This is a genomic window from Mesorhizobium sp. L103C119B0 (assembly GCF_000502235.1).
Lineage (GTDB): Bacteria > Pseudomonadota > Alphaproteobacteria > Rhizobiales > Rhizobiaceae > Mesorhizobium.
In genome coordinates this window covers 180,645-202,193 of the sequence record NZ_AYXE01000005.1, presented here as the reverse complement: position 1 = coordinate 202,193, position 21,549 = coordinate 180,645, and the positions used below count along the sequence as shown (strand labels likewise).

13 protein-coding genes and 1 pseudogene are annotated in these 21,549 nt (G+C 64.1%); 7 read left to right on the top strand and 7 right to left on the bottom strand.

Annotated elements, in window-relative coordinates; translation table 11 throughout:
- Position 1: 1 nt before the first annotated feature.
- Positions 2-1,594 (bottom strand): ABC transporter substrate-binding protein, encoded by a 1,593-nt coding sequence (locus X728_RS156250; protein ID WP_023831227.1) that lies wholly within the window; start codon positions 1,592-1,594, stop codon positions 2-4.
- A gap of 202 nt (positions 1,595-1,796) precedes the next feature.
- On the opposite strand from X728_RS156250, the gene X728_RS156255 reads away from it, so the two are divergent.
- The 5 genes from X728_RS156255 (at position 1,797) to X728_RS0134780 (ending at position 11,945) form a co-directional block, all read left to right on the top strand.
- On the top strand, positions 1,797-4,067 hold the full coding sequence (locus X728_RS156255) for a hypothetical protein (RefSeq protein WP_031195258.1): 2,271 nt from the start codon (positions 1,797-1,799) through the stop codon (positions 4,065-4,067).
- Positions 4,068-4,077: 10 nt separating this feature from the next.
- Positions 4,078-7,950 (top strand): hypothetical protein, encoded by a 3,873-nt coding sequence (locus X728_RS156260; RefSeq protein ID WP_023831225.1) that lies wholly within the window; start codon positions 4,078-4,080, stop codon positions 7,948-7,950.
- A 304-nt stretch (positions 7,951-8,254) separates the two neighbouring features.
- Complete coding sequence (gene rpe / locus X728_RS156265) at positions 8,255-8,932, top strand: ribulose-phosphate 3-epimerase (RefSeq protein ID WP_023823849.1); 678 nt, start codon at positions 8,255-8,257, stop codon at positions 8,930-8,932.
- A gap of 494 nt (positions 8,933-9,426) precedes the next feature.
- Complete coding sequence (locus tag X728_RS156270) at positions 9,427-10,164, top strand: GntR family transcriptional regulator (RefSeq protein WP_023694237.1); 738 nt, start codon at positions 9,427-9,429, stop codon at positions 10,162-10,164.
- 269 nt (positions 10,165-10,433) lie between these two features.
- Positions 10,434-11,945 carry a malonyl-CoA synthase gene (locus tag X728_RS0134780; RefSeq protein ID WP_031195257.1) on the top strand — a complete coding sequence of 504 codons (1,512 nt, stop codon included), beginning with the start codon at positions 10,434-10,436 and terminating at the stop codon, positions 11,943-11,945.
- Between the two features lie 89 nt (positions 11,946-12,034).
- Here the strand turns inward: X728_RS0134780 and X728_RS156275 are convergent, their stop codons facing one another.
- From X728_RS156275 to X728_RS156295, 6 genes and pseudogenes are all read right to left on the bottom strand, one after another.
- Entirely contained in the window at positions 12,035-14,071 is a 2,037-nt protein-coding gene (locus tag X728_RS156275; protein WP_023831224.1) for an ABC transporter ATP-binding protein/permease, read from the bottom strand.
- A 72-nt stretch (positions 14,072-14,143) separates the two neighbouring features.
- Positions 14,144-15,264, bottom strand: a pseudogene (locus X728_RS01000000166570) (NAD(P)/FAD-dependent oxidoreductase).
- Positions 15,265-15,273: 9 nt separating this feature from the next.
- The gene (nagA, locus tag X728_RS156280; RefSeq protein WP_023831223.1) at positions 15,274-16,449 is read right to left on the bottom strand and encodes an N-acetylglucosamine-6-phosphate deacetylase; all 1,176 of its coding nucleotides are present in this window, start codon (positions 16,447-16,449) and stop codon (positions 15,274-15,276) included.
- Positions 16,446-17,477, bottom strand: a complete 1,032-nt coding sequence (locus tag X728_RS156285; protein WP_023684262.1) for an SIS domain-containing protein — start codon at positions 17,475-17,477, stop codon at positions 16,446-16,448. Before X728_RS156285 ends, nagA begins: the two co-directional genes overlap by 4 nt.
- Complete coding sequence (locus X728_RS156290; RefSeq protein WP_023668847.1) at positions 17,474-18,256, bottom strand: GntR family transcriptional regulator; 783 nt, start codon at positions 18,254-18,256, stop codon at positions 17,474-17,476. Before X728_RS156290 ends, X728_RS156285 begins: the two co-directional genes overlap by 4 nt.
- Positions 18,253-19,131 carry an N-acetylglucosamine kinase gene (locus tag X728_RS156295; RefSeq protein ID WP_023668846.1) on the bottom strand — a complete coding sequence of 293 codons (879 nt, stop codon included), beginning with the start codon at positions 19,129-19,131 and terminating at the stop codon, positions 18,253-18,255. Before X728_RS156295 ends, X728_RS156290 begins: the two co-directional genes overlap by 4 nt.
- Before the next feature lie 199 nt (positions 19,132-19,330).
- On the opposite strand from X728_RS156295, the gene X728_RS156300 reads away from it, so the two are divergent.
- Together X728_RS156300 and X728_RS156305 are read left to right on the top strand one after the other, a co-directional pair.
- Entirely contained in the window at positions 19,331-20,287 is a 957-nt protein-coding gene (locus X728_RS156300) for an N-acetylmuramic acid 6-phosphate etherase (protein WP_023729668.1), read from the top strand.
- 1 nt (position 20,288) lies between these two features.
- Complete coding sequence (locus tag X728_RS156305; RefSeq protein ID WP_023668844.1) at positions 20,289-21,548, top strand: ABC transporter substrate-binding protein; 1,260 nt, start codon at positions 20,289-20,291, stop codon at positions 21,546-21,548.
- The last annotated feature ends 1 nt before the right edge of the window (position 21,549 follow it).

The window sequence follows — 21,549 nt, the reverse complement described above, 5'->3', positions numbered from 1 at the left end:
GCTATTCCTTGATATCGACGCCCGAGAAATCGTGGTGATCAAAGGGGTCCATGACATAGCCCGTCACCTGTTCGCGCATCGGGATCGAGACCACGGAGTGGGCGATAGCGACCCACGGCATCTGCTCCCTGAAGATCGTTTGCGCCTGCGAATAGAGTTTTGCGCGGGCAGCGGGATCGACGATCCCGGCTGCCTGCTTGAGCAGATCGTCGAAGGCCGGAAAACACCAGTTGGCACGATTGGTGGTGCCGACGCCGGCACAGCCAAGCGGCACCGACAGGAGGTTATCGGGGTCGCCATTGTCGCCGGTGAAGCCGAACAGCATGGCGCCGTCGCGGTCGCGTGATTTCGAGCGGGCAAGGTATTCAGTCCACTCATACGTCACGACTTCCACGGTGACACCGATCTTTGCCAGGTCGGACTGGATCATTTCGGCCATACGCTGCGCATTCGGGTTATACGGACGCTGCACCGGCATCGCCCAGATCTTCATGTGCAGGTCTTTTACGCCGGCATCGGCGAGCCCCTGCCTGGCGGCAGCGGGGTCGAAGACATGATCGGGGCTCGTCTTGTCATAGGCCCAGGAGGTTGGCGGCAGCGGATTGCGTGCGACTTCGCCGGTGCCGCGGAACACGACGTCGACCAGCGCCTGCGTGTCGATGGCAATGGCGATCGCCTTCCTCACCCTTGGATCGTCGAAGGGCTTCTGCAAGGTGTTGAAGGCGAGGTATCCCGTATTGAGGCCCTCCTGCCGCATGACCTTGATTCCGGGTGTCGCCTTGATCGCCTCCAGGTCGGCCGGATTTGGATAGGGCATGAGATCGCATTCGCCGGCGCGCAGCTTTTCCATGCGAATGCTGGCATCGGTGGCAATGGCGAAGACGAGATCGTCGATCTTCGGCTTGCCGCGCCAGTAGTCCGGATTGGCCTTGTAGCGGATGACTGCATCCTGCTGGTAGTCGACAAGCTGGAACGGACCCGTCCCGACCGGCTTCAGCGCCAGGTCGAGAAGCCGCTTCTCTGCGACGAGCTTGTCGGCATATTCCTTGGAAACGAGCGAAGCGAAATCCATCGCCAGGTCAGCAAGCATCGGCGAATGCGGCGCCTTCAGCTTCATCACCACAGTCCGGTCGTCAAGCTTGCGCCAACCGGCGACAAGATCCGGCATGCCGATGCCGTCGAAGTAAATGTACTGGCGTTTGGCGTAATTGTTGAACGGGTTCTGCGCGTTGGCCTGCCGGTCGAAGGTAAACAGCACGTCATCGGCATTGAAGTCGCGACTAGGCGTAAAGCCCTCGACGCTATGGAATTTCACGCCGTGCCGCAGATGGAATGTGTAGGTGAGGCCGTCGTCGGAAATCTCCCAGCTTTCGGCAAGGCCGGGGCGCACCTTGGTGGTGCCGGGCTCGAACTCGACCATGCGGTTGTAGAGAGCGGTGGCCGAGGCGTCGCGGGATCCGGAGGCGAGTGCGGGATCGAACGTATCGGGGCTAACCTCGGTGCAGTAGACCAAGGTCTTGGCTACGGATTGATGGACCGGCAACGCACATAGAAAAAGCGCCGCCAGCAACAGAACGAAGTGCCTGCGTCTCATGATCCCCCCAGGGTTGGGAAGACGCTAGCAGAAGCCGGCACTGACGGTAAGTAAGCCGGCCGGTCTTTCGCGCGCCAAGACTGTTTTCCACCTTGAGTTGACACAAGGAATTAGCCGCGCCTCTGTGAAATGGCGGACAGACCCGGCCGCCGTTTTGCATGAACCTTTCCGCTTCAGCCCGCGACTGACGACCAGGCGCCGCATGGTGCGGGCCGGAAAGGATGCCCCCATGACCAGGACCCCAGAGGCTCCACGGTCTCCGGGACTGACGCAAGCTCAGCGCGACCACCGCCTTCGGGATGGAGTCGATGCGCTGGGCTTTCGGCTGATTCCGTTGACCCTGCGCAGGAGCAGGCGTATCGTGAAGATGAGGAAAGCAGACAATTCGATCAGGGACGAACGTGCCGGAACGCCGCGCCTTGCCCTGTTTCGCGCGGCCGGACCGGATGTTCCTCCCGAAAACTTCGGGGGGAGTTTTATGTCCTGCGATCGCGGCGCGTCCATGTCGTTTCCAAGCGGTTTCCGCCGTTCGCTCCATCTGGCCGGCGGTTTGCTTGCCCTGGCGCTGAGCGCCACGCTCTGGTTGGGCACAGCCGCCCAAGCGCAGGAAATCCAGATCGTCTATCCCGGCTCGATGGCGGTCACCGGATTTTCCGGCACCGTCATTCCCAATTTCGACTCTGCCGATTCCGAAAGGGGGGGGCTGCCGCCCGGCGTCGACCCGGTCGACGAAACCTTCATCGACACGACGCGCGCCACCTTGCGCGTCTTCGACGTTTCGGCGCTCGGCGGACCGGCTTCCGGCCAGCTCGTCTACACGCCGCCGCCTTTCGAGGTGACGGCCGAACAGATCGGCCAGGTATTCGCCATCACCTATGATGACGGTGTGCGCGACGGCGTTCCCTCGGGCGTCCCCAACCTCTATGCCGGCGCTACCTCGCTGCACGGCATCCGTATCGTCACCCCGGACGAAGATGCCGACGGTCGGCCCGAGCGACAGCGCCGCGGCACCGCAGGCGCCGTCTTCATGGACGGCCAGTTCGGCACCGAAAGCGGTGGCGGTCCGGGCACGATCTGGAAGATCGACGGCATCACCGGCGCGGTCTCCAAATTCGCCGACATTGACACCAACAGCGGTTCCGGCATCGGCGACATCAGCTTCGACAGCAATCACCGCGAGTTCTTCGCCAGCGATCTCGACACCGGCCTCATCCACCGCCTCGACGCCAACGGCACGCTGATTGACACATTCGATCACGGCGTTGCCGGGCGGCCGGCGCATGGGCTGGCTCCCGTCGCCGATGACGGTGCGGTGATGGACATACAGGGTGCTGCCTTCGACTCGGAAGACCCCGACACATGGGGCTACACGCAGGACGAACGCCGCGTCTGGTCCGTCGCCTATCATGGCGGCCGGCTCTATTATTCGGCCGGCGAAAAGGCCGAGATCTGGTCGGTTGGCATTGCCCGCGATGGCAGCTTTGCCGGTGATCCGCGCTGGGAGCTGACGGTCAAGGCCGACAAGGACTACGCCGTCACCGACATCGCCTTCGACAACCAGGGTTTCATGTATCTGGCGCAGCGCGGCCCGGTCGAGAATCGCTACGATTACAGCCAGTTCGCCGATTCCGGCAAGGGCGAGGTCATCCGCTACTGGCGCGAAAACCCGGACGATCCGGCGACGGAATCGGTCTGGGTGGAAGAGCCGCAGGAATATGCGGTCGGCTTCCCGCAAGGCAACCGGCAGTCTGCCGGTGGGCTCGACCTGCAATATGGCTATGACGCCGACGGCAATCTCGACACCGGCGTGTGCACCGACACGCTGGTCAACACCGGCGACAAGCTGCGCGACAGCCCGACACTTGCCGACCAGCTCGCCGCCGGCGGGCCGCTTGGCGTGCACGGCGTGCAGATCACGCCGACGCCGTTGGTCAAGCCGGCCAACGTGCCGCCTTTCGGCTCGTGGTTCGTCGACTTCGACGGCTATTTCGAAGACCCAGAAGTGGAAGGCCATGTCGGCGACGTCGAGGTCTGGCACCCCTGCGAAGGCCGGGCCGGCTATTATGAAGAGATCCCCGGCGGTTATCTGCCGCCGTTCTATCCGCCGGACTTCCCACCGCCCGGCGATCTGCCTCCGTGCATCGATGTCGAGGATGTTCAGTTCTACTGCACGCCTCGCGGCCTCCAGGCCGACCTCTATCTCCATGACCATGCCGGCTTTGGCGGCGATTCGATCAAGGTCCAGCCTTCCAGTGAGACAAAGTCCAGGACACCAGGCGTCGGGGTGACATCACCCCAGTCGCATGCTCCCGGCAAGCCTTACACGGTCGACATCACCGGCCATTCTCCGGGCGACAGAGTCGATGTTGGACTTTGCTTCTACAGGCAGTCCGACAAGGACAAGGGTGGCTACTACCCTTGCTGCAAGATGACTTTGCCGCTCAGAACCCCAGCCGTCAGCTGCGAACGTTGAGGAGGGGAAGATGAAAAATCTCGCACTTTCCCCGACCGCGAACAGCAGTCAATCCACCGGCAAGCAGCCAACCGTCATGGAGACCATCATGAAACCCCCGTCATATGCCAGGCGCGGCGCGCGCTGGCTGATGGCGGCCGGTATCGCGGTCGCCATGTTCACCCCTGTGGCAAGCCACGCCGAAGATGCAGTCCCGATCACTCCGGAACTGCGGCTCGACCTCGACAATTCAAAAATCGTCAATCCGAGGCCGGAACGGATCGTGCCGTTCTTCACCAAAACAGGCACACAGAGGAGCTGCGACTACGTCGTCTACTCCCTGAGCTTTGGCCTGCGCGGCGACTCGCAAGGCTTTGCCGACCCAAGCTTTTCGGCCAGGCTGAAGAAACTCCAACTCGACTTCAAGGATCAGCTTCCGCACGGTCTTGCGATCGTCAACGTCAACGTGTCCGGCGACGGCACGGATGCGTCTGGCGGACCGCTGCCGGGTGCGACAATCAGCACCTCGGCTAATCCGAACGATACGGCAACGGTTTCCGATTTCCGGATTTCCACCACCGATCTCGACGGCGCTGGGGCTGGCAATGAACGCGTCATCAATTTCAAGATCACCGCCAAGATCGACCATGCGGCGTTTCCTTCGCCGACCATCGTCGACAACCAGGGCATGATCAAGGTGACGCCGGGCGTCGGCACGGGGGCCATCATCCCGTCGCAGGATCCGGGCAAGCCCGACGACGGCGACTACAAGACCGGGGCCAAGACCTCGATCAAGATCGACCTCACCAACTGTGACAAGCGGCCTCCGCCTCCCGACCGGGAATGTTTCAAGGTGGAGCGCGGCACGGTCGATTGCGTGCAAGGCGGCGGCGCGTTCATCTACCACATGCCTGTCGGCCCGGAGATGGGCGGAAAATGGGTGCAGGTATCGACGACGACCCCAGGCATCACCATCATCCCCGACACGCAATTGGTGCCGGCGGGCGGCGGTGTGCTGAACTGGAAGATCGTCGGTGCATCGCCCGGCGACGTCATCCACCTCATCGTCACCGGCATCGAGACCTATGCCGGCCCGAAGGAGGGTTGGGGACTATGCTGCACGCAGACCATCGACATCGTCATCCCGCGTGACTTGAGATGTCCCCCCAAGGACAAGGAACCGGACCTCAAGGTCGAGAAACGCGCCGACGTGACGCGTTGCACGATGGGGGGCGGCTGCGACTTCACCATCAAGGTCACCAATGTCGGCGACGGGCCGTATCACGGCAAGATCGTGCTCGACGAGGTGACGCTGCCGGCCGGCTCGACTCTGGATTCAGGGCCCAATCCGCCCTGGGTATGCATGCCCGGCGTGACCCCGATGACGTGCACCTATCCGGTGACCACGCTCAATCCGGGGGCCTCCATCAACCTCAAGCTCGGCTTCAAGCCGGCGGGTGGTTGGCAAGGCAGCGCGCTGCGCAACTGCGCCACCTATAATTACGGCGCCAGCGGCAAGCCGCTGTTCGGCAGCCAGCAGAACGATCGCGGCTGTGCCTCGATCCCGATCTGCCGGCGTGGCGACCGCGACCGCGATTGCCGGCCCCCGGTCGACAAGAAGGTCGACCTGATCCTGAAGAAGCGTGCCCGCATCCCGGTCTGCACACCCGACGGCATCTGCTACTTCGTGATCGACATCATCAACAATGGCAGCGTCCCCTATAATGGGCCGCTGACGGTTATCGACAATTACCCGGGCGGCGCGCCGGCCTCTTCGACCTTCGGCCCGTCTCCGCCCTGGACATGCGGACCGAACGGTCCCGGCCAGTTCCGCTGCGACAATGCAGGCATCGTGCTGATGCCGGGCGCCTCGACGCCGATCGTCGTCAGGGCGGTCATGCCGGCCGGCTACCAGTCGGATTCGGTCGAGAACTGCGCGGCGCTGAAGCCCGTCCCCGGTGAGGTCGACCTCACCAACAACAAGGCCTGCGCCAAGGAACGCTTCCGTCATCCCAATGGCGGCAAGCCGACCCTACGCATCACCAAGGTCTGCAATGGCTCGCTCGCCGGTGCGGCGGTGGTTTCCTGCCGCATCACCGTCATCAGCCTTGGCACCTCTGCCCCCACCGGTCCGGTGCGGGTCAACGATGCTGCCACGCTGATATCGGGTGGCGCGCCGGTCCAGATCCAGACCGTCACACCCGACGGTGCGGAATGGGCCTGCGGAGCGGTTCCGGCCAATGCGCTGTCGTGCCAGATTCCCGGCGCCGTGATGACTCCCGGAACATCGAGGCACTTCGACGTGACGGTCTCGGCCAATGGCGCGTTCGAGAACTGCGCACGCGGCTCGTATGGCCCGGCCCCTGGAGACGATATCGTCTACCCTATCGGCCAGGCCTGCGCCAAGGGCGGCGGCACGTCCACCATCAGCGTCAAGAAGACCGGCGATGCCGAGTGCCAGCCCGGGCAACCCTGCTCGTTCGAGATCACCATCACCAATGATGGCCAGACCGCCTTCTCCGGTCCGGTCCGCATCGGCGATGCGATCGGGGTGGACGGGCTGGGGCGGCTGCAAGGCGTCGCGATCACCTCGATCGAGCCGCCCTTTGGCTGCTCGCCCGAACCGACGACCTTGCCGTTGACCTGCATTGCCAACCTGACGCTCGACGCCGGGGAAAGCCATGTGCACAAGGTCACCGTGGTCCTTCCCGACGCTCCCCTGGCCAATCTGCGGGGCAACGTTAGCGGCCAGAACTGCGTCGGGGTCTTGTCTCCCGACACCAGGGTGCAAGGCGGCGGCGACGTACTGCCCGGCGACCTGACCAATATCCAGGGCGATCGCGGCAAGGCCTATGCCTGCCATCCCTTCACCATCAAGCGCGAGGTGAAGAAGGAATGCTCGCCGGGGTTCGTCATGAACGATGCCGGTCGGTGCGTGTGTCCGGAAGGCACGACGTTCCGCAACGGCCAGTGCTCGCCCGACGGCGGCGTCATCATCCAGCCAAAGGATCCAAGGCCCTGCGTGCTGCTCAAGGGCCAGATCCGCACCGAGGATGGACGCTGTGTCTGCCCCCGCGGAACCGAGCTTGAGAACGGCGCTTGCATCAAGACCGACAAGCCTGGCTGCACCATCCCCGGTTCGGTCCCGACGTCGGACGGCAATGGCTGCTACTGCCCGGAAGGTACGCATCTCGACCGACAGGCAAATGCCTGCGTGCGCGACAAGCAGAAGCCCGAGGAGTGCGGCATACGCGGCCAGGTTCATGACGCCGATGGCGATTGTGTCTGCCCGCGTGGGACAGAGGTGCGCAATGGAGCCTGCCGGCCGATCCGGCCAAAGCCTGAACAATGCTCGATCCGTGGTCAGATCCAAAACGCCAATGGCGATTGCGTCTGCCCGGACGGCACAGAAGTCAGGGGCAAGGTCTGCCGGCCGATCCGGCCGAAGCCCGAGCAGTGCTCGATCCGCGGCCAGGTCCACGACGCCAACGGCAATTGTGTCTGCCCGCGGGGTACCGAGGTGCAAGGCAATGCCTGCCGGCAGAAGAAGCCTGTGCTGGAACAGTGCGACATACGCGGCCAGGTGCACAACAAGCGCGGCGAGTGTGTTTGCCCGCGCGGCACCCAGGTGATCGACGGCGCATGCCGCAAGCCGAGGCCGCAGTTGGGAGACTGCGCCCCGGGCTCGCAGATGGTCGGCGGCCAGTGCGTGCCGATCATCAAGCGGCGCTGCCCCGAAGGCACGGTTGGTCGGTTCCCGAACTGCAGGGCGATCCGGCAGCAGCCGTCGCTCGATCCGACCCTGTTGCTCAATCCAGGTGTCCTTCAGCAGTTCATACCGAAGCGCACGCCGCAGACGCAGGTACAGCCGCAAAGGGATCCGGCGGCCAACTTCAAGCCATAGGATCTGGATACGAGTCAAAATTCAGAACCCCGCCGGAGCGATCCGGCGGGGTTTTTCCTTGGGCGCGCTGCGGCGATCGGGCGGCCAGGTATTCGCCGAACCCGCTGCCGGGCGCAGCAAATACCGACTTTCCCTTTCCGGGATCATGGTCTAGAGCAGTTCATCGTTTGGTGGAAAAGCCGAACCGCTCTATCTCTTTGTTTTCACGCAATTCCGGACGGAAAGCCGTTCCCACTTTTCTTGGAATTGCTCTAGCAGTCGTCAAGGCCGCGCCCGCAAACAGGGCGCCCAAAGGGGCCGCATCATGAGCAGGAAGACCCTGATCGCGCCATCGGTGCTGGCGTCGAATTTCTCGAAGCTCGGCGACGAGGTCGAGGCGGTGACGGCGGCCGGCGCCGACTGGATCCATCTCGACGTGATGGACGGGCATTTCGTGCCCAACATCACCTTCGGCCCGCCGGTGATCAAGGCCATCCGCAACCGCACCAAGGCCTTTTTCGACTGCCATTTGATGATTGCGCCGGCCGATCCTTATCTGGCCGCCTTTGCCGATGCCGGATGCGACGGCATGACCGTGCATGCCGAGGCCGGACCGCATCTCGACCGCTCGCTTCAGACCATCAAGGGTCTCGGCAAGAAGGCCGGCGTATCGCTCAATCCGGCGACGCCGGAAAGTGCGATCGAATATGTGCTCGACCGGCTCGACCTGATCCTGATCATGACCGTCAATCCGGGCTTTGGCGGCCAGGCCTTCATCCCGGCCATGGTCGACAAGGTCAAGCGGGTGAAAGCGCTGATCGGCAACCGGCCGATTCGCATCGAGGTCGACGGCGGCGTGTCGCCGGAAACCGCCCCCCTGGTCACATCAGCCGGCGCCGATGTGCTGGTGGCAGGCGCCGCCATCTTCAAGGGCGGCAGCGTCGAAGCCTACCGGGCCAATATAGAAGCCATCCGAACCGCGGCCGACCGGGCTGCCGGCTGACATCAGTTCCAGGGCAAGTTCCCGGCTGGTAGGTTCTCCTCGGCCTGATCTCCCTGCCTGATCCTTCGATCTCCCAAAAAGCCGTCAACGGGTGGCAGCCGCAAGGGCATCGCGGCAAGCGACAGGATCGCGGCATCCGGCACTAGTTTTGGCCCATAAATCTAGTGGATAACTGCCGAAGGGATCTGCATGCGGGGAGAGGTCAATCCGGCGGCATGACGCGCGTTAAGAAAAAATTATCCGTATTCGGGATCTCGAAGCTGTTTCTCGAGGGCACCTGCCATGCTGGCAGACAAACTTTCTTCAGAAGAACAAGTTTTTCACGATTTTAGTTACTTCCGGCGGATAAGATGCGGTCAACCTTCCTCTTTAAGTCGAATATCGTGATCTTTCGCTTGAGGGGCGGATGCCTTAGGAGTTACAGTAAATTTACAGGGGAAATCGTTTGCTTCGCGAACGGGCTAGCGGAGCATGGGAGAGCTACAGGAGTCGTATTGACCTACGGATCTGCCGATGTGAGCGAAGGCGCGGGACCCAAGAGCACACTCGCTAGTACGGTCTATCAACAGCTTCGCGACGATCTCCTGCGCGGCGTGTTTGAAAGTGAAAGCAAGCTTCGTGTCGAATGGGTGGTTTCCCGTTACGGCGCCGGCGCCTCACCGGTTCGCGAGGCCCTCAACCGACTTGCTTCGGAAGGCCTGCTCGGCCGCCACGACCAGCGCGGTTTCTTCATCATGCCGGTCAGTGCCCCAGAACTCGAGGAATTGACGCGCACCCGCTGCTGGCTGGAAGAGCGGGCGCTGCGTGAATCCATTGCCAACCGCACCGGCGAATGGGAAGAGCAGCTCGTGCTGGCCTTGCATCGCCTGGCGCGTGCCCCGCGCCGCTTGCCGGAGGATCCGTCCTCGAACAATCCGGAATGGGAAAAGCTGCACCGCGCCTTCCATCGGGCACTGATCGCAGGCTGCCGCTCGCATTGGCTGACCGGCTTTTGCGACCAGCTTTCGGATCAGGCCTCCCGTTACCGGCTGATCTCCCAGGACGGCAGCGAGCGCGACGAAATCAGTGAACATCGGCTGATTGCGGAGCGCACGGTGGATGGCGATGCCGACGGCGCCGTTGAAGCCCTCCTCAACCACTACCGTCTGACGGCAGCCATGTGCATGGAGCGCTTCAACGACAGCGGCGATCCACGCGTGAGCGCCACCAAGGCGCTGCGCAGCCGCAGATAGAAGCGCTTCCGGTCCGCTATCCAAAATCCGCCCGCTATCCAAAATCGCCCGCTATCCAAGTCCGCTTGCCTTCATCTGATCGGCGGCAAACCCGATTTCACGTTTTTGCCGGACGGAGGCGAAATCGTTTCCTTTGTTCCAAGGCCATGCGCTAGAGCCGGATGATTTCAGGCCGAATCGACCTGAAATCATCCGGCTAAATCAAAGGGTAGGGCATGTCCTCCGAAAACCGCTTCACACTTTTCGGCATCATGCTCTAGGGAAGGCGCATGACCAATCACCTGTTCGACGCGTTCCGCAGCCGGATTTCAGCCTCCGAGCGCATCCTGATGGCGACCGATGACGGACGCGCGATCGCCTATCGCGACATGCTGGCGCAATCGGCACAGCTGGCACATGCGCTGAGGCATTTCGGCGTCGAGCCTGGCGACCGCGTTGCCGTGCAGGTCGAAAAAAGCCCCGAATGCATTTTCCTTTACCTCGCCTGCCTGCGCGCCGGCGCGGTCTTCCTGCCGCTCAACACCGCCTACACGCTGGCCGAACTCGGCTATTTCTTCGGGGATGCCGAGCCGCGGCTGGTCGTCTGCGACCCGGCCCGCGCCGGCGCTATCGCGCCGTTGGCGCAGGCGTCGGGTGCTGCCACCGTCACGCTTGGCAGCAATGGTGAGGGCTCGCTGACCGCACTGGCGGCACAACAGCCCACGGATTTCGACGCCGTGGCGCGCGGGCCGGACGATCTGGCCGCAATCCTTTACACATCCGGCACCACCGGACGCTCCAAGGGCGCCATGCTCAGCCATGAAAACCTGGCCTCCAATGCGCGCGTGCTGGTCGAGCAATGGCGTTTCACCGGGGATGACGTGCTGATCCACGCGTTGCCGATCTTCCATACGCACGGCTTGTTCGTCGCCACCAACGTCACCCTGATGGCCGGCGCCTCGATGCTGTTCGAGCGGAAATTCGACGCCGGCCGCATCGTCTCGCTCTTGCCCCGCGCGACAGTGATGATGGGGGTGCCGACCTTCTATACCAGGCTCCTGCAGCAGGACGGGCTGGATGCCCAGGCGGCGAAGAACATCCGCCTGTTCGTTTCCGGCTCGGCGCCGCTGCTCGCCGAAACGCACAAGGCCTGGCGCGAGCGCACCGGCCACGCCATTCTCGAGCGCTACGGCATGACCGAGACCAACATGAACACGTCGAACCCCTATGAGGGCGAGCGTCGGGCCGGCACGGTCGGCTTCCCGCTGCCCGGCGTTTCGCTGCGCATCGCCGACCCTGACAGCGGCGATGCGCTTGGCCAGGGTGAAGTCGGCATGATCGAGGTCAAAGGTCCGAATGTCTTTTCCGGCTATTGGCGCATGCCGGAAAAAACCAAGGCGGAGTTTCGTAAGGACGGCTTCTTCATCACCGGCGACCTCGGCATCATCGACGCGGACGGCTACGTCCACATCGTCGGCCGCGGCAAGGATCTCATTATCTCCGGCGGCTACAACATCTATCCCAAGGAGATCGAGAGCGAGATCGACGCCGTTGCCGGCGTCTTGGAAAGTGCCGTCATCGGAATTGCCCATCCCGATTTCGGCGAAGGCGTCACCGCTGTCGTGGTGCGGGCGCCGGCATCGCAGATCACCGGGGCCGAGATCGTTGGCGCCATTGCCGGCCAGCTGGCCAAATACAAGCACCCGAAGCAGGTGATCTTCGTCGATGAGCTGCCGCGCAACACGATGGGCAAGGTGCAGAAGAACCTGCTGCGCGAGACCTACAAGGGTCTCTACGGCTAATCCATAGCCGGCTAATGTCTTTGCCCAAGCGCTTCGCCTGGACATCTGTTCGCGGTTCGGCAGTGGCGCCTTTTACCTGCGCGGCTTTTTCACCGAGTGCTGGAACCCCACAAAGCGCGGTTCAGCAGGCTGCGTTTGCGCTTGCGCGGGATGAGGTCGACGTCGCTGACGAGCTTGGCGCCGCCCTCCCGCCGCTCCAGGGTGATCTTGCGGCTGTGGAAGGCTTCGAGCTCCGCACGATGCGCCACGCTGATGATGGTGACGTCAGGCAGTTCGCGGATCACCGTCAACATCATCGTGTCCTGGCTCTTCTCGTCGAGCGCCGAAGTCGCTTCATCCAGCACCACGATATCGGGGCGATGCAGCAGCAGGCGCGCGAAGGCGAGGCGTTGCTTTTCGCCGCCCGACAGCGTCTGGTCCCATGGCGCCTCTTCCTTGATCCTGCCGGTGAGATAGCCAAGCCCCACCTTGTCGAGGGCAGCCTTGATTTGCTTGATGGTCCACTTGTCCGCCGCCGCGGGATAGGCGACCGCGCGGCGAAGCGTTCCGGAAGGGATGTAGGGGCGTTGCGGCAGCATGAACAGGCGCCTGTCGGTGTGGAAATTGACGCTGCCGCCGCCCCATGGCCACAGGCCCGCGACGGCCCGCACCAGCGTCGACTTGCCTGAACCGGATTCGCCTGAAACCAGCACCCGCTCGCCCGGCTCGATCACGACCTCGGTTTCCTTGACTACGGAGGTGCCGTCGTCGAGTGTCACGGAAAGATTGTCGAGGCTGAGGATGGCGCCGTCTTCCGCTTCGCCCCGGTTGATGCGTCCGAGCGCATCGCTCTGCTCGGCGCGCTCGAGCCCGTCGAGCGACACCATCAGCGAGGCAATGCGCCGCGCGGAGGCGTTCCAGTCGGCGAGGCGCGGATAGTTGTCGACCAGCCAGCCGAACGCGCCTTGCACGATGCCAAAGGCAGACGCCGCCTGCATCACCTCGCCAAGCGTCATCGAGCCTTCGAGGAATTTTGGCGCGCACAAAAGGATCGGCACGACCGGCGCAAACAGGCTCGATCCCTGCGACACCGCGGCCGTGCGCATGTGCTGTCCGGTCAGCAGCGCCCATTGCCTCAGCACATGGCCGAAATTCCTGTCGATGCCGCTGCGCTCCTCGTCCTCGCCTCCCAGCAAGGCGATGCTCTCGCCGTTTTCGCGCACGCGCGTCAGCGTGTAGCGCAGTTCGGCCTCCGCCTGGTTCTTCCGCTCGGAGAGCTGGACGAAGTCGCGGCCGATGACCACCATCGAGGTCGAGGTGATGGCGGCATAGATGATCGCGGTGATGACCAGAAAGCCGGGAATGGTGATGCTCTCGCCGCCGATCGGCAGGGTGAGCGCGCCGCCGATGGTCCACAGCACGACGATAAAGGTAGAGGCCGACAGGAATGCGTTGAGGACGCCGGCGCTGAAATCGACCGGCGACTCGGTGGCGATACGCAGATCCTCGGTCATGCGTGCCTCGGGGTTCTGGTGATCGCCGCCCACGAGGTTCAGCTGGTAGTAGCGGCCGTTTGCCAGCCAGCGCGCGACGACCCCGGTGGTCAGCCAGGAACGCCAGCGGCGCTGGATCGTCATGCGCAGATAGACCTGCGCGACGACAAGGCTGCCGCTGCAGATCACCAGCGGCACGAATACGGCGCTGAGGAGATAGACCGTGCGGGCGTTGCGCTGCTCGAGGGCATCGAACATCGAGCGGTTCCAGACGTTGATGCCATACTGGAAACCGATGTTGATGCAGATCAGCAGCAGCACTCCGATCGTCAAAGGCCAGGCGAGCTTGTCGCCATGCCTCCCCCAATAGCCGCGCCCGCTGATCCAGAAACGCCGCAGCAGATATTTTTTGCGCGCCTGCTCGGCCTGCTCGGGCGTCAGCTTGGGATCGGGTTCGACGGCATCCGGCGGCGGCGCAGCCTCGCCAACGGGCTCGGACGCGGCTTCGGCGGCCGATGCTTTTTTCTCGCGCGGCGTGTCCTCGCGCGGTCCATCTCCGCGCGTTTGCCGTGACGGCTTTTCCCGACGCGACTTCGGGGCATCGCGCGCTTCGATGCCGTCGGCCGGTTCCGATTTGGGTTTTGCCTCGGACATATGCCCCGACAACGACCTCCATATCAAAAGGTTTCATGGTATGCGCCTGCCCGACGTTTCAGGAAACGTCCGTCATTGCGGATATAAAAGCCCAACGACATGTTCTGCGATGGCGAGGCTGGCGGTAAGGCCAGGGCTCTCGATGNCTCGATGCCGAACAGATTGACGATCTGACCGCCCCCGTGGTCAGCCGGTCCCCGGATGACGAAGTCGGCGGCCGGCTGGCCCGGACCGGACAGTTTCGGCCTGACGCCGGCATATGCCGGTTGCAGGGCGCCGTCCGCCAGGCCGGACCAGTAGCGCCTGATTTCGTCGTAGAAGGCAGCGCCTCGTGCGGGATCGACGGTATAGTCGACGCGATCGATCCATTCGACATCCGGGCCAAAGCGCGCGCTCCCCGACATGTCGAGGGTCAGATGCACGCCGAGGCCGCCATGGACCGGCACCGGATAGATCAGCCGCGAAAAGGGCGAGCGACCGGAAAGCGCGAAATAATTGCCGCGCGCCAGCCACAGCGGCGGAACACGGTCTTGCGGGAGGCCTTCGATGCGGCCGGCGAGCGCCTGCGCGTCGAGGCCGGCGGCGTTGATGAAGGCGCCGGTCTTCAAGGTGAAACCCTCGCCATCGGCGTCGCGCGTGTCGATCCGGATGCCGTCCGCTTCGATGCTCGCGCCTGAGACAACGGTGAGCAAGGCGAAAGATGCGCCGGCCGCTTCCGCGTCTCCACGCAATGACAGCATCAGCGCCTGGCTGTCGACGATGCCGGTTGACGGCGACAGCAGCGCGCCGGCGCAGCTCAGCGCCGGTTCCAGGCTTTCGGCCTCTGCGCGCGTCAAAAGCTTGAGGTCACCGACTCCGCATTGCGCCGCGTTGATCTGGATCGCCTGCAGTTTGTCCAACTGGTCGGGTTCGACGGCAACGATCAGTTTGCCGGTGCGATGATGGGCGACGTCGTGCTCGCGGCAATAGGCATAGAGACGCTCGCGGCCGTTGACGCAGAGACGGGCCTTCAGGCTGCCCGGCGTATAATGAAGCCCGGCATGGATGACTTCCGAATTGCGCGAACTGGTGCCCGTGCCGATGGCTGCGGCCTTCTCGACCACCAGCACCTCGCGGCCCGACAGCGCCAGCGCGCGGGCAATGGCGAGGCCGACAACACCGGCGCCAGCGACAACGCAGTCGACATCATGCATAAGTGGACTTTAGCGCGAACTTCCCGCGCCTGCAAAAACCTTGTCGCCGCCGATCCAGACGCCGGTGACGTCGAGGGCGTCCGACAGAGCGACGATATCGGCAGCCGTGCCATTGGCGAAGCGGCCGATCCGGTGGGCCTGGCGGACCGCCTGCGCCGGATAGAGCGAGGCCATGCGCAACGCTTCCGACAGGTCCAGCCCGACGATCCGGTGGACGTAGCGAACCGCCGAGATCATATCGAGATCGGCGCCGGCCAGCGTGCCGTCGGCCAGCCGCAGACTGCCATCCTTGCGATAGATGATGCGGCCGTTGAGGGTGAACGATGTCATGTCGGTGCCGATCGTCGCCATGGCGTCGGTGACCAGCACGATCCTGCCCGGCCCCTGCTTGGCGCGCAGCGCGATTGCCATGGTGGCGGGATCGACATGGATGCCGTCGGCGATGATCCCGGCCGACAGACTGCCTATGTCGATGGCCGCACCCGCCAGCCCCGGCTCACGGTTGCCGATCTGGCTCATGGCGTTGAACAGATGTGTGACCACGCTGGCGCCGGCATCGGCAAAGGCTCTGGCCGTGGCGTAGCCGGTGTCGGAATGGCCGAGGCTGACAATCACACCGGCCTTGGCCAAGGCCGCAACGCGGGCAGGCTCGACGGATTCAGGCGCTATCGTCGTCAGCAGCACCGGCAGGTTTTTGCGTGCCGCGACCAGCGCCGCTTCATCCGCATCCGTCATCGGCCGGATCAGCGCCGGTTCATGCGCGCCCTTGCGGGCGACGGAGAGATGCGGCCCTTCGAGATGCAGGCCGAGAAATCCCGGCAGTTTTTGCCGTGCCGCCCCGGTGCCGGCGGCAATGGCCGCGGCGGTGATGTCAGGCGTATCTGTGATCAGCGTCGGCAGCAGTGCGGTCGTGCCGAACGGCGCATGCGCCCGGCAGATTGTTGCCAGCGAGGCGACATCGGGATGGTCGTTGAGCATGACGCCGCCGCCGCCATTGACCTGCAGGTCGACAAAACCCGGCACCAGCATGCCGCCCCCGGCGTCGATGCGGGCAACGCCCGACGGAATGGCGCCGACGGGATGAATGCCTTCGACCACATCGCCGTGCACGACAAGGGCGGCGTTGTCATGCCAGTCGTCGCCATCGAAAATTCGGGCGCCAGTCAGGGCAAAACGGTCGCTCATACGGTTTCCGTCACCTTGCGCAGATTGCGCGGTACATCCGGATCGAGGCCGCGATGGCGGGCGAAGGCTTCGACGAAGCCGTAGAAGGAGACGATCAGCGTCAGCGGGTCAGTCAAGGGATGACCGGTGGCGACATGCGGCAGCCGCGCCGCGCTCTTGGCTTTGTCCGAGGTTACAAAAACGGCTGCACCCTTGCCGGCAAGGTTGTCGGCAGCCTCTGCCACGGACGGCTCGGAGGCATCGCGGGCGGCGAGCGCCAGCACCGGGAAGCCTGGCCCGACCAGGGCCAGCGGGCCGTGCATGACTTCGGCGGCGCTATAGGCCTCTGCATGCATGCCGCAGGTCTCCTTGAATTTCAGCGCCGCCTCGTTGGCCATCGCCGCCGACGGGCCACGTCCTAGGATGAACAGCGATTGCGGCGTCTCCAATGCGCCGGCCAGCGCCATCCAGTCGCAGGCGATCGCCTTGCTGAAATGCTCGGGCAGGCGGGCAAGGGCGGCCAGCAGTCTGTCGTCGCCGGTGCAATGCGCCATCAGCGCCAGGCCGGCGACCGCCGAATTGACGAATGTCTTGGTCGCCGCGACGCTGCGCTCGGGGCCGGCCAGAATGTCGATGGCAAAATCCGAAGCCCGCGCCAGCGGCGAATCGGCGGTGTTGGTGATGGCGACGGTGAGCGCACCGCCGGCTCGTGCCGTCTCGGCCATGGCGACGATATCAGGGCTTTTGCCGGATTGCGAGATGGCGAGGCAAGCCGAACCGGCGAGCTTGAGCTTGGCGCCGTAGATCGAGGCGACCGATGGACCGACCGAAGCGACGGCCAGGCCGGCGGTCAGTTCGACGGCATATTTCATGAAGGTGGCGGCATGGTCGGACGAACCGCGCGCGACGGTAACGACGAAGCTCGGATCGCGCTCGCGAATGCCGCGTCCGGCCTCGGTCAGCACCGCCGCCGAGCCATCGAGCAGACGCGCGACGGCTTGCGGAATTTCGTCGATCTCGCGCCGCATATGGGTGGTCTTGGGGATCATGGTCGGCCCTCTTCGCTCGGCCCTGTCAGGCGCAGTTCGGCGACGAAATCATAGGCGTCGCCGCGGTAGATGGAGCGGGTGAACTCGATCACCTTGCCGCTCGCGAGATAGGAAATGCGTTCGATGTGCAGGCCGGCAATGCCGGATGGCACTTCGAGCAGACGCGCATCGGCGTCGCCGAGATTGGCGGCGGAAATGCGCTGCACCGCCCGCACCGGCCGGTTGCCGGTCAGTTGCAGCGCCGCATAGAGTGACGAGCCTATCCCGGCCGGATCCGGCAGCACGCTGGCCGACAACGAGGCGCGCTCGATGGCCAGCGGCGTGTCGTTTGCGATGCGCAGGCGCGCCACGCGCGCCACCAGCTCGTTCGAGGACAGGCCGAGCACCATCATCTCGTCGGGCGAGGGCGGGTAGAGGTCGCGGTCGAGCCAGGCTGAACGCACCGCCATGCCGCGCCTTGCCATGTCCTCGGTGAATGAAGTGAGCCTGGACAGCGACTGCTCGACGCGCTCCATGCGCGGCGCCACGAAGGTGCCGGAGCCGTGGCGCTGCACGAGGATGCCGCCCTTGACTAGGTCCTGCACCGCCTTGCGGACGGTGACGCGCGAAATGTCGGCCTTGGTGGCGATGTCGCGCTCGGAAGGCAGCGCATCGCCCGGCCCGATCAGGCCGCGATTGACGGCGTCCTCGATGCTTTTCCTGAGCTGCAGGTAGAGCGGGGCGCCGCTCTGCGACGACTGCCTCAGCGTGGCGAAGATCTGGTCGGCGGCATCGCTCATCGCGTCGCCTCCGCTTTGACGAAGATGCGGGCCGCCATCTGCACGGCGCCGCCCAGGGCATCGTCGAGCGGCGCTTTCAGCAGCGCCTGGTAGCGCTGGGAAAGGCGCGGCCCATAGAGCGGCGCCAGCCCGCCGAGCAGGCAGAGCGGGGCGTCATCAGAGAGGTCGAGCGCGTGGAGCGACGCCTCGACATCGGCAACCGACTTGTCCACGATCCAGTTGGCGACGCTGTCGCCCTTCTCGGCATGCTCGAAAACCTTGGGCGCGAAGCCGCCGAAATCGCCGGGCTTGGCATTGGTGGTGAACTCGACCACGTCTTCGGGATTGTTGCGGAAAATGGCCATCATGCTGTCGGTCAGGGCTGAGCGCGGCCGGACGCCGTCATGGGCGAGCAGCGTCTGCTCCAGCAGGTCGCGGCCGATCCGGGCGCCGCTGCCTTGATCACCGACCTGAAAGCCCCAGCCGCCGATGGCGCGCGACGTGCCGCCCTTGCGCGCCATATAGGCGGTGCCGGTGCCGAGGATGGCCATGGCGCCGTCACCAGAGCCGACTGCCCCTTCGAGCGCGATCTCGGCGTCCGTCTCGACGCGGCTGATGCTGAACGGCAGGATCGCTTCAAGCTGCTGGCGATAGGTGCCGACATTGGCGCCGGCAAGGCCGAGAATGGCTGGTGTCTGCGGGATCAGGTCCGGATCTTGCCCGGCGGCGATGAAGGCCTGGCGAGCAGCCTCGACGATGTGGGTGCGAGCGCCGGTGAGATCGGTGCGGATGTTGGCGGCGCCGCTTTTGGCACGGCCAATGACAACGCCATCGCCTGTCGCAAGGGCTGCCCTGCAGCTGGTGCCGCCGCCGTCGATACCGAGCACGAATTTCACGCGATGTCTCCTCCGGGCGGATAATACCAATAAAATACCAATAGCCAAGGGATTAATTTCCGTTTCAAAAAGATTAAGGCGCATCAGGTTGAAAAACCCGGGAATTTTGCCGGCTCAACGATTTCCAGTTCGCAATTTCGTTAATGCGTGTGGACAAGTGGTATTTTTTTGGTATTGTTCTTCCATCGGAGGGACAGGGATGACCGAACCGCGCACCGAAGCGCTTCACAGCAATGCCGAGGGACTGGACATCCAGGCCCCGGACGCCATCCTTTCTTCTTTGGTCAATGCGCAGATCGAGGCCGCCAAGGCTGTGCGCGACGCCATTCCCGCCATCGCCGCCGCAGCCGAAATCATCGCCGGGCGGCTGAACGGCGGCGGCAAGCTCGCCTATGCTGCGGCCGGCAGCTCCGGCCTGATGGCGCTGGCCGACGCGCTGGAGTTGCCCGGCACCTTCGGCATCAAGCGCGAACGCATCGCCATCCTCATCGCCGGTGGCGACGACGCTTTCAAGACCCTGGCCGGCGGACCGGAAGACGACACCGACGAAGCCTCGACGGCAATTGCCGGCGCCGGCATCGGCAAGGGCGACTGCCTGATCGCCATTTCGGCCAGCGGCTCGACGCCTTATGCGGTGCAGGCGCTGAAGGATGCGCGCAGCCGGGGCGCGGCAACCATCGCCATTGCCAACAACAAGGACACGCCCCTGCTCAGGCTGGCCGACGTCGCCATCCTGCTCGAGACGCCACCGGAGGTGATTGCCGGCTCGACGCGCATGGGCGCCGGCACTGCCCAGAAGATCGCGCTCAACATGCTGTCGACGCTTACCGCCATTCATCTCGGCCATGTCCATGACGGCTACATGGTCAATCTCACCGCCGACAACATCAAGCTGCGCGACCGCGCGGCTCGCATCGTCGCCGCTATCAGCGGCCGCGACCGGCAAGACGCCGTGCGGCTGCTCGAAGCGAGCGGCGGCGTCGTCAAGACAGCCATTCTGCTCGCCGCCGGCGCTGCCAACGCCGTTGCGGCCGAGAAGATACTGGAAGGGACCGGCCAGAAGCTGCGGCCAGCCCTTTCCGCGATCGAGGGGAACAAGGGCGTGAAGGCCCCTGTTCTCAAAACCGAACCTGAAAAAGGTCAACAGGGAGACTAGCATGACAACGAAATTACTGACGGCACTGCTTCTCGGCACCAGCATTCTCGGCACCGCCGGGTTGGCTCACGCCGATGACGTAACGCTCAATATCGAAAGCTGGCGCGGCGACGACCTTGCCATCTGGAAGGACAAGCTGATCCCGGCCTTTGAGGCCAAGAACCCGGGCATCAAAGTGGTGTTCGCACCGTCGGCGCCGACCGAGTATGACGCCGCACTCGGCGCCAAGCTCGCCGCCGGCTCGGCTGGCGACCTGATCACCTGCCGCCCGTTCGACAAATCGCTCGAACTGTTCAAGAAGGGCAACCTTGCCGACCTGTCGGCGCTGCCCGGCATGGAAAACTTTTCGCCCGTTGCCAAGGCCGCCTGGCAGACCGACGACGGCAAGGCGAGCTTCTGCGTGCCGATGGCCTCGGTCATTCACGGCTTCATCTACAACAAGGACGCCTTCGACAAGCTCGGCCTCAAGGTGCCGACGACGCGTGACGAGTTCTTCGCCGCGCTCGACAAGATCAAGGCCGACGGCACCTACATCCCGATGGCCATGGGCACCAAGGACCTCTGGGAAGCCGCGACCATGGGCTATCAGAACATCGGTCCGAACTACTGGAAGGGCGAAGAGGGCCGCGCAGCGCTGATCAAGGGCGACCAGAAGCTGACCGACAAGGACTGGGTTGCTCCCTATGAGGAACTGGCCAAGTGGAAGCCTTATCTCGGCGACGGCTTCGAGGCCCAGACCTATCCGGACAGCCAGAACCTGTTCACGCTTGGCCGCGCCGCCATCTACCCGGCGGGATCGTGGGAGATCGGCCTGTTCAACACCCAGGCGCAGTTCAAGATGGGCGCCTTCCCGCCGCCGGTCGAGAAGGCCGGCGACACCTGCTACATCTCCGACCATACCGATATCGGCATGGGCCTGAATGCGGCGTCGAAGAATGCCGACGCGGCCAAGACCTTTCTGTCCTGGGTCGCCTCGCCGGACTTCGCCACCATCTACGCCAACGCTTTGCCGGGCTTCTTCAGCCTGAATTCCACCCCGGTGAAGATGGAAGACCCGCTGGCGCAGGAATTCGTCTCCTGGCGCGACAAGTGCAAGTCGACGATCCGCTCGACCTACCAGATCCTGTCGCGCGGCACGCCGAACCTCGAGAACGAAACCTGGGTTGAATCGGCCAACGTCATCAACGGCACCGACACGCCGGAAGCTGCCGCCAAGAAGCTGCAGGACGGCCTCGACAGCTGGTACAAGCCGGGCAAGTAAG

Coding starts and splice junctions, on each gene's coding strand:
- X728_RS156250 (WP_023831227.1), bottom strand. CDS start 1,594: ATGAGACGCAGGCACTTCGTTCTGTTGCTGGCGGCGCTTTTTCTATGT.
- X728_RS156255 (WP_031195258.1), top strand. CDS start 1,797: ATGGTGCGGGCCGGAAAGGATGCCCCCATGACCAGGACCCCAGAGGCT.
- X728_RS156260 (WP_023831225.1), top strand. CDS start 4,078: ATGAAAAATCTCGCACTTTCCCCGACCGCGAACAGCAGTCAATCCACC.
- rpe (WP_023823849.1), top strand. CDS start 8,255: ATGAGCAGGAAGACCCTGATCGCGCCATCGGTGCTGGCGTCGAATTTC.
- X728_RS0134780 (WP_031195257.1), top strand. CDS start 10,434: ATGACCAATCACCTGTTCGACGCGTTCCGCAGCCGGATTTCAGCCTCC.
- X728_RS156275 (WP_023831224.1), bottom strand. CDS start 14,071: ATGTCCGAGGCAAAACCCAAATCGGAACCGGCCGACGGCATCGAAGCG.
- nagA (WP_023831223.1), bottom strand. CDS start 16,449: ATGAGCGACCGTTTTGCCCTGACTGGCGCCCGAATTTTCGATGGCGAC.
- X728_RS156285 (WP_023684262.1), bottom strand. CDS start 17,477: ATGATCCCCAAGACCACCCATATGCGGCGCGAGATCGACGAAATTCCG.
- X728_RS156290 (WP_023668847.1), bottom strand. CDS start 18,256: ATGAGCGATGCCGCCGACCAGATCTTCGCCACGCTGAGGCAGTCGTCG.
- X728_RS156300 (WP_023729668.1), top strand. CDS start 19,331: ATGACCGAACCGCGCACCGAAGCGCTTCACAGCAATGCCGAGGGACTG.
- X728_RS156305 (WP_023668844.1), top strand. CDS start 20,289: ATGACAACGAAATTACTGACGGCACTGCTTCTCGGCACCAGCATTCTC.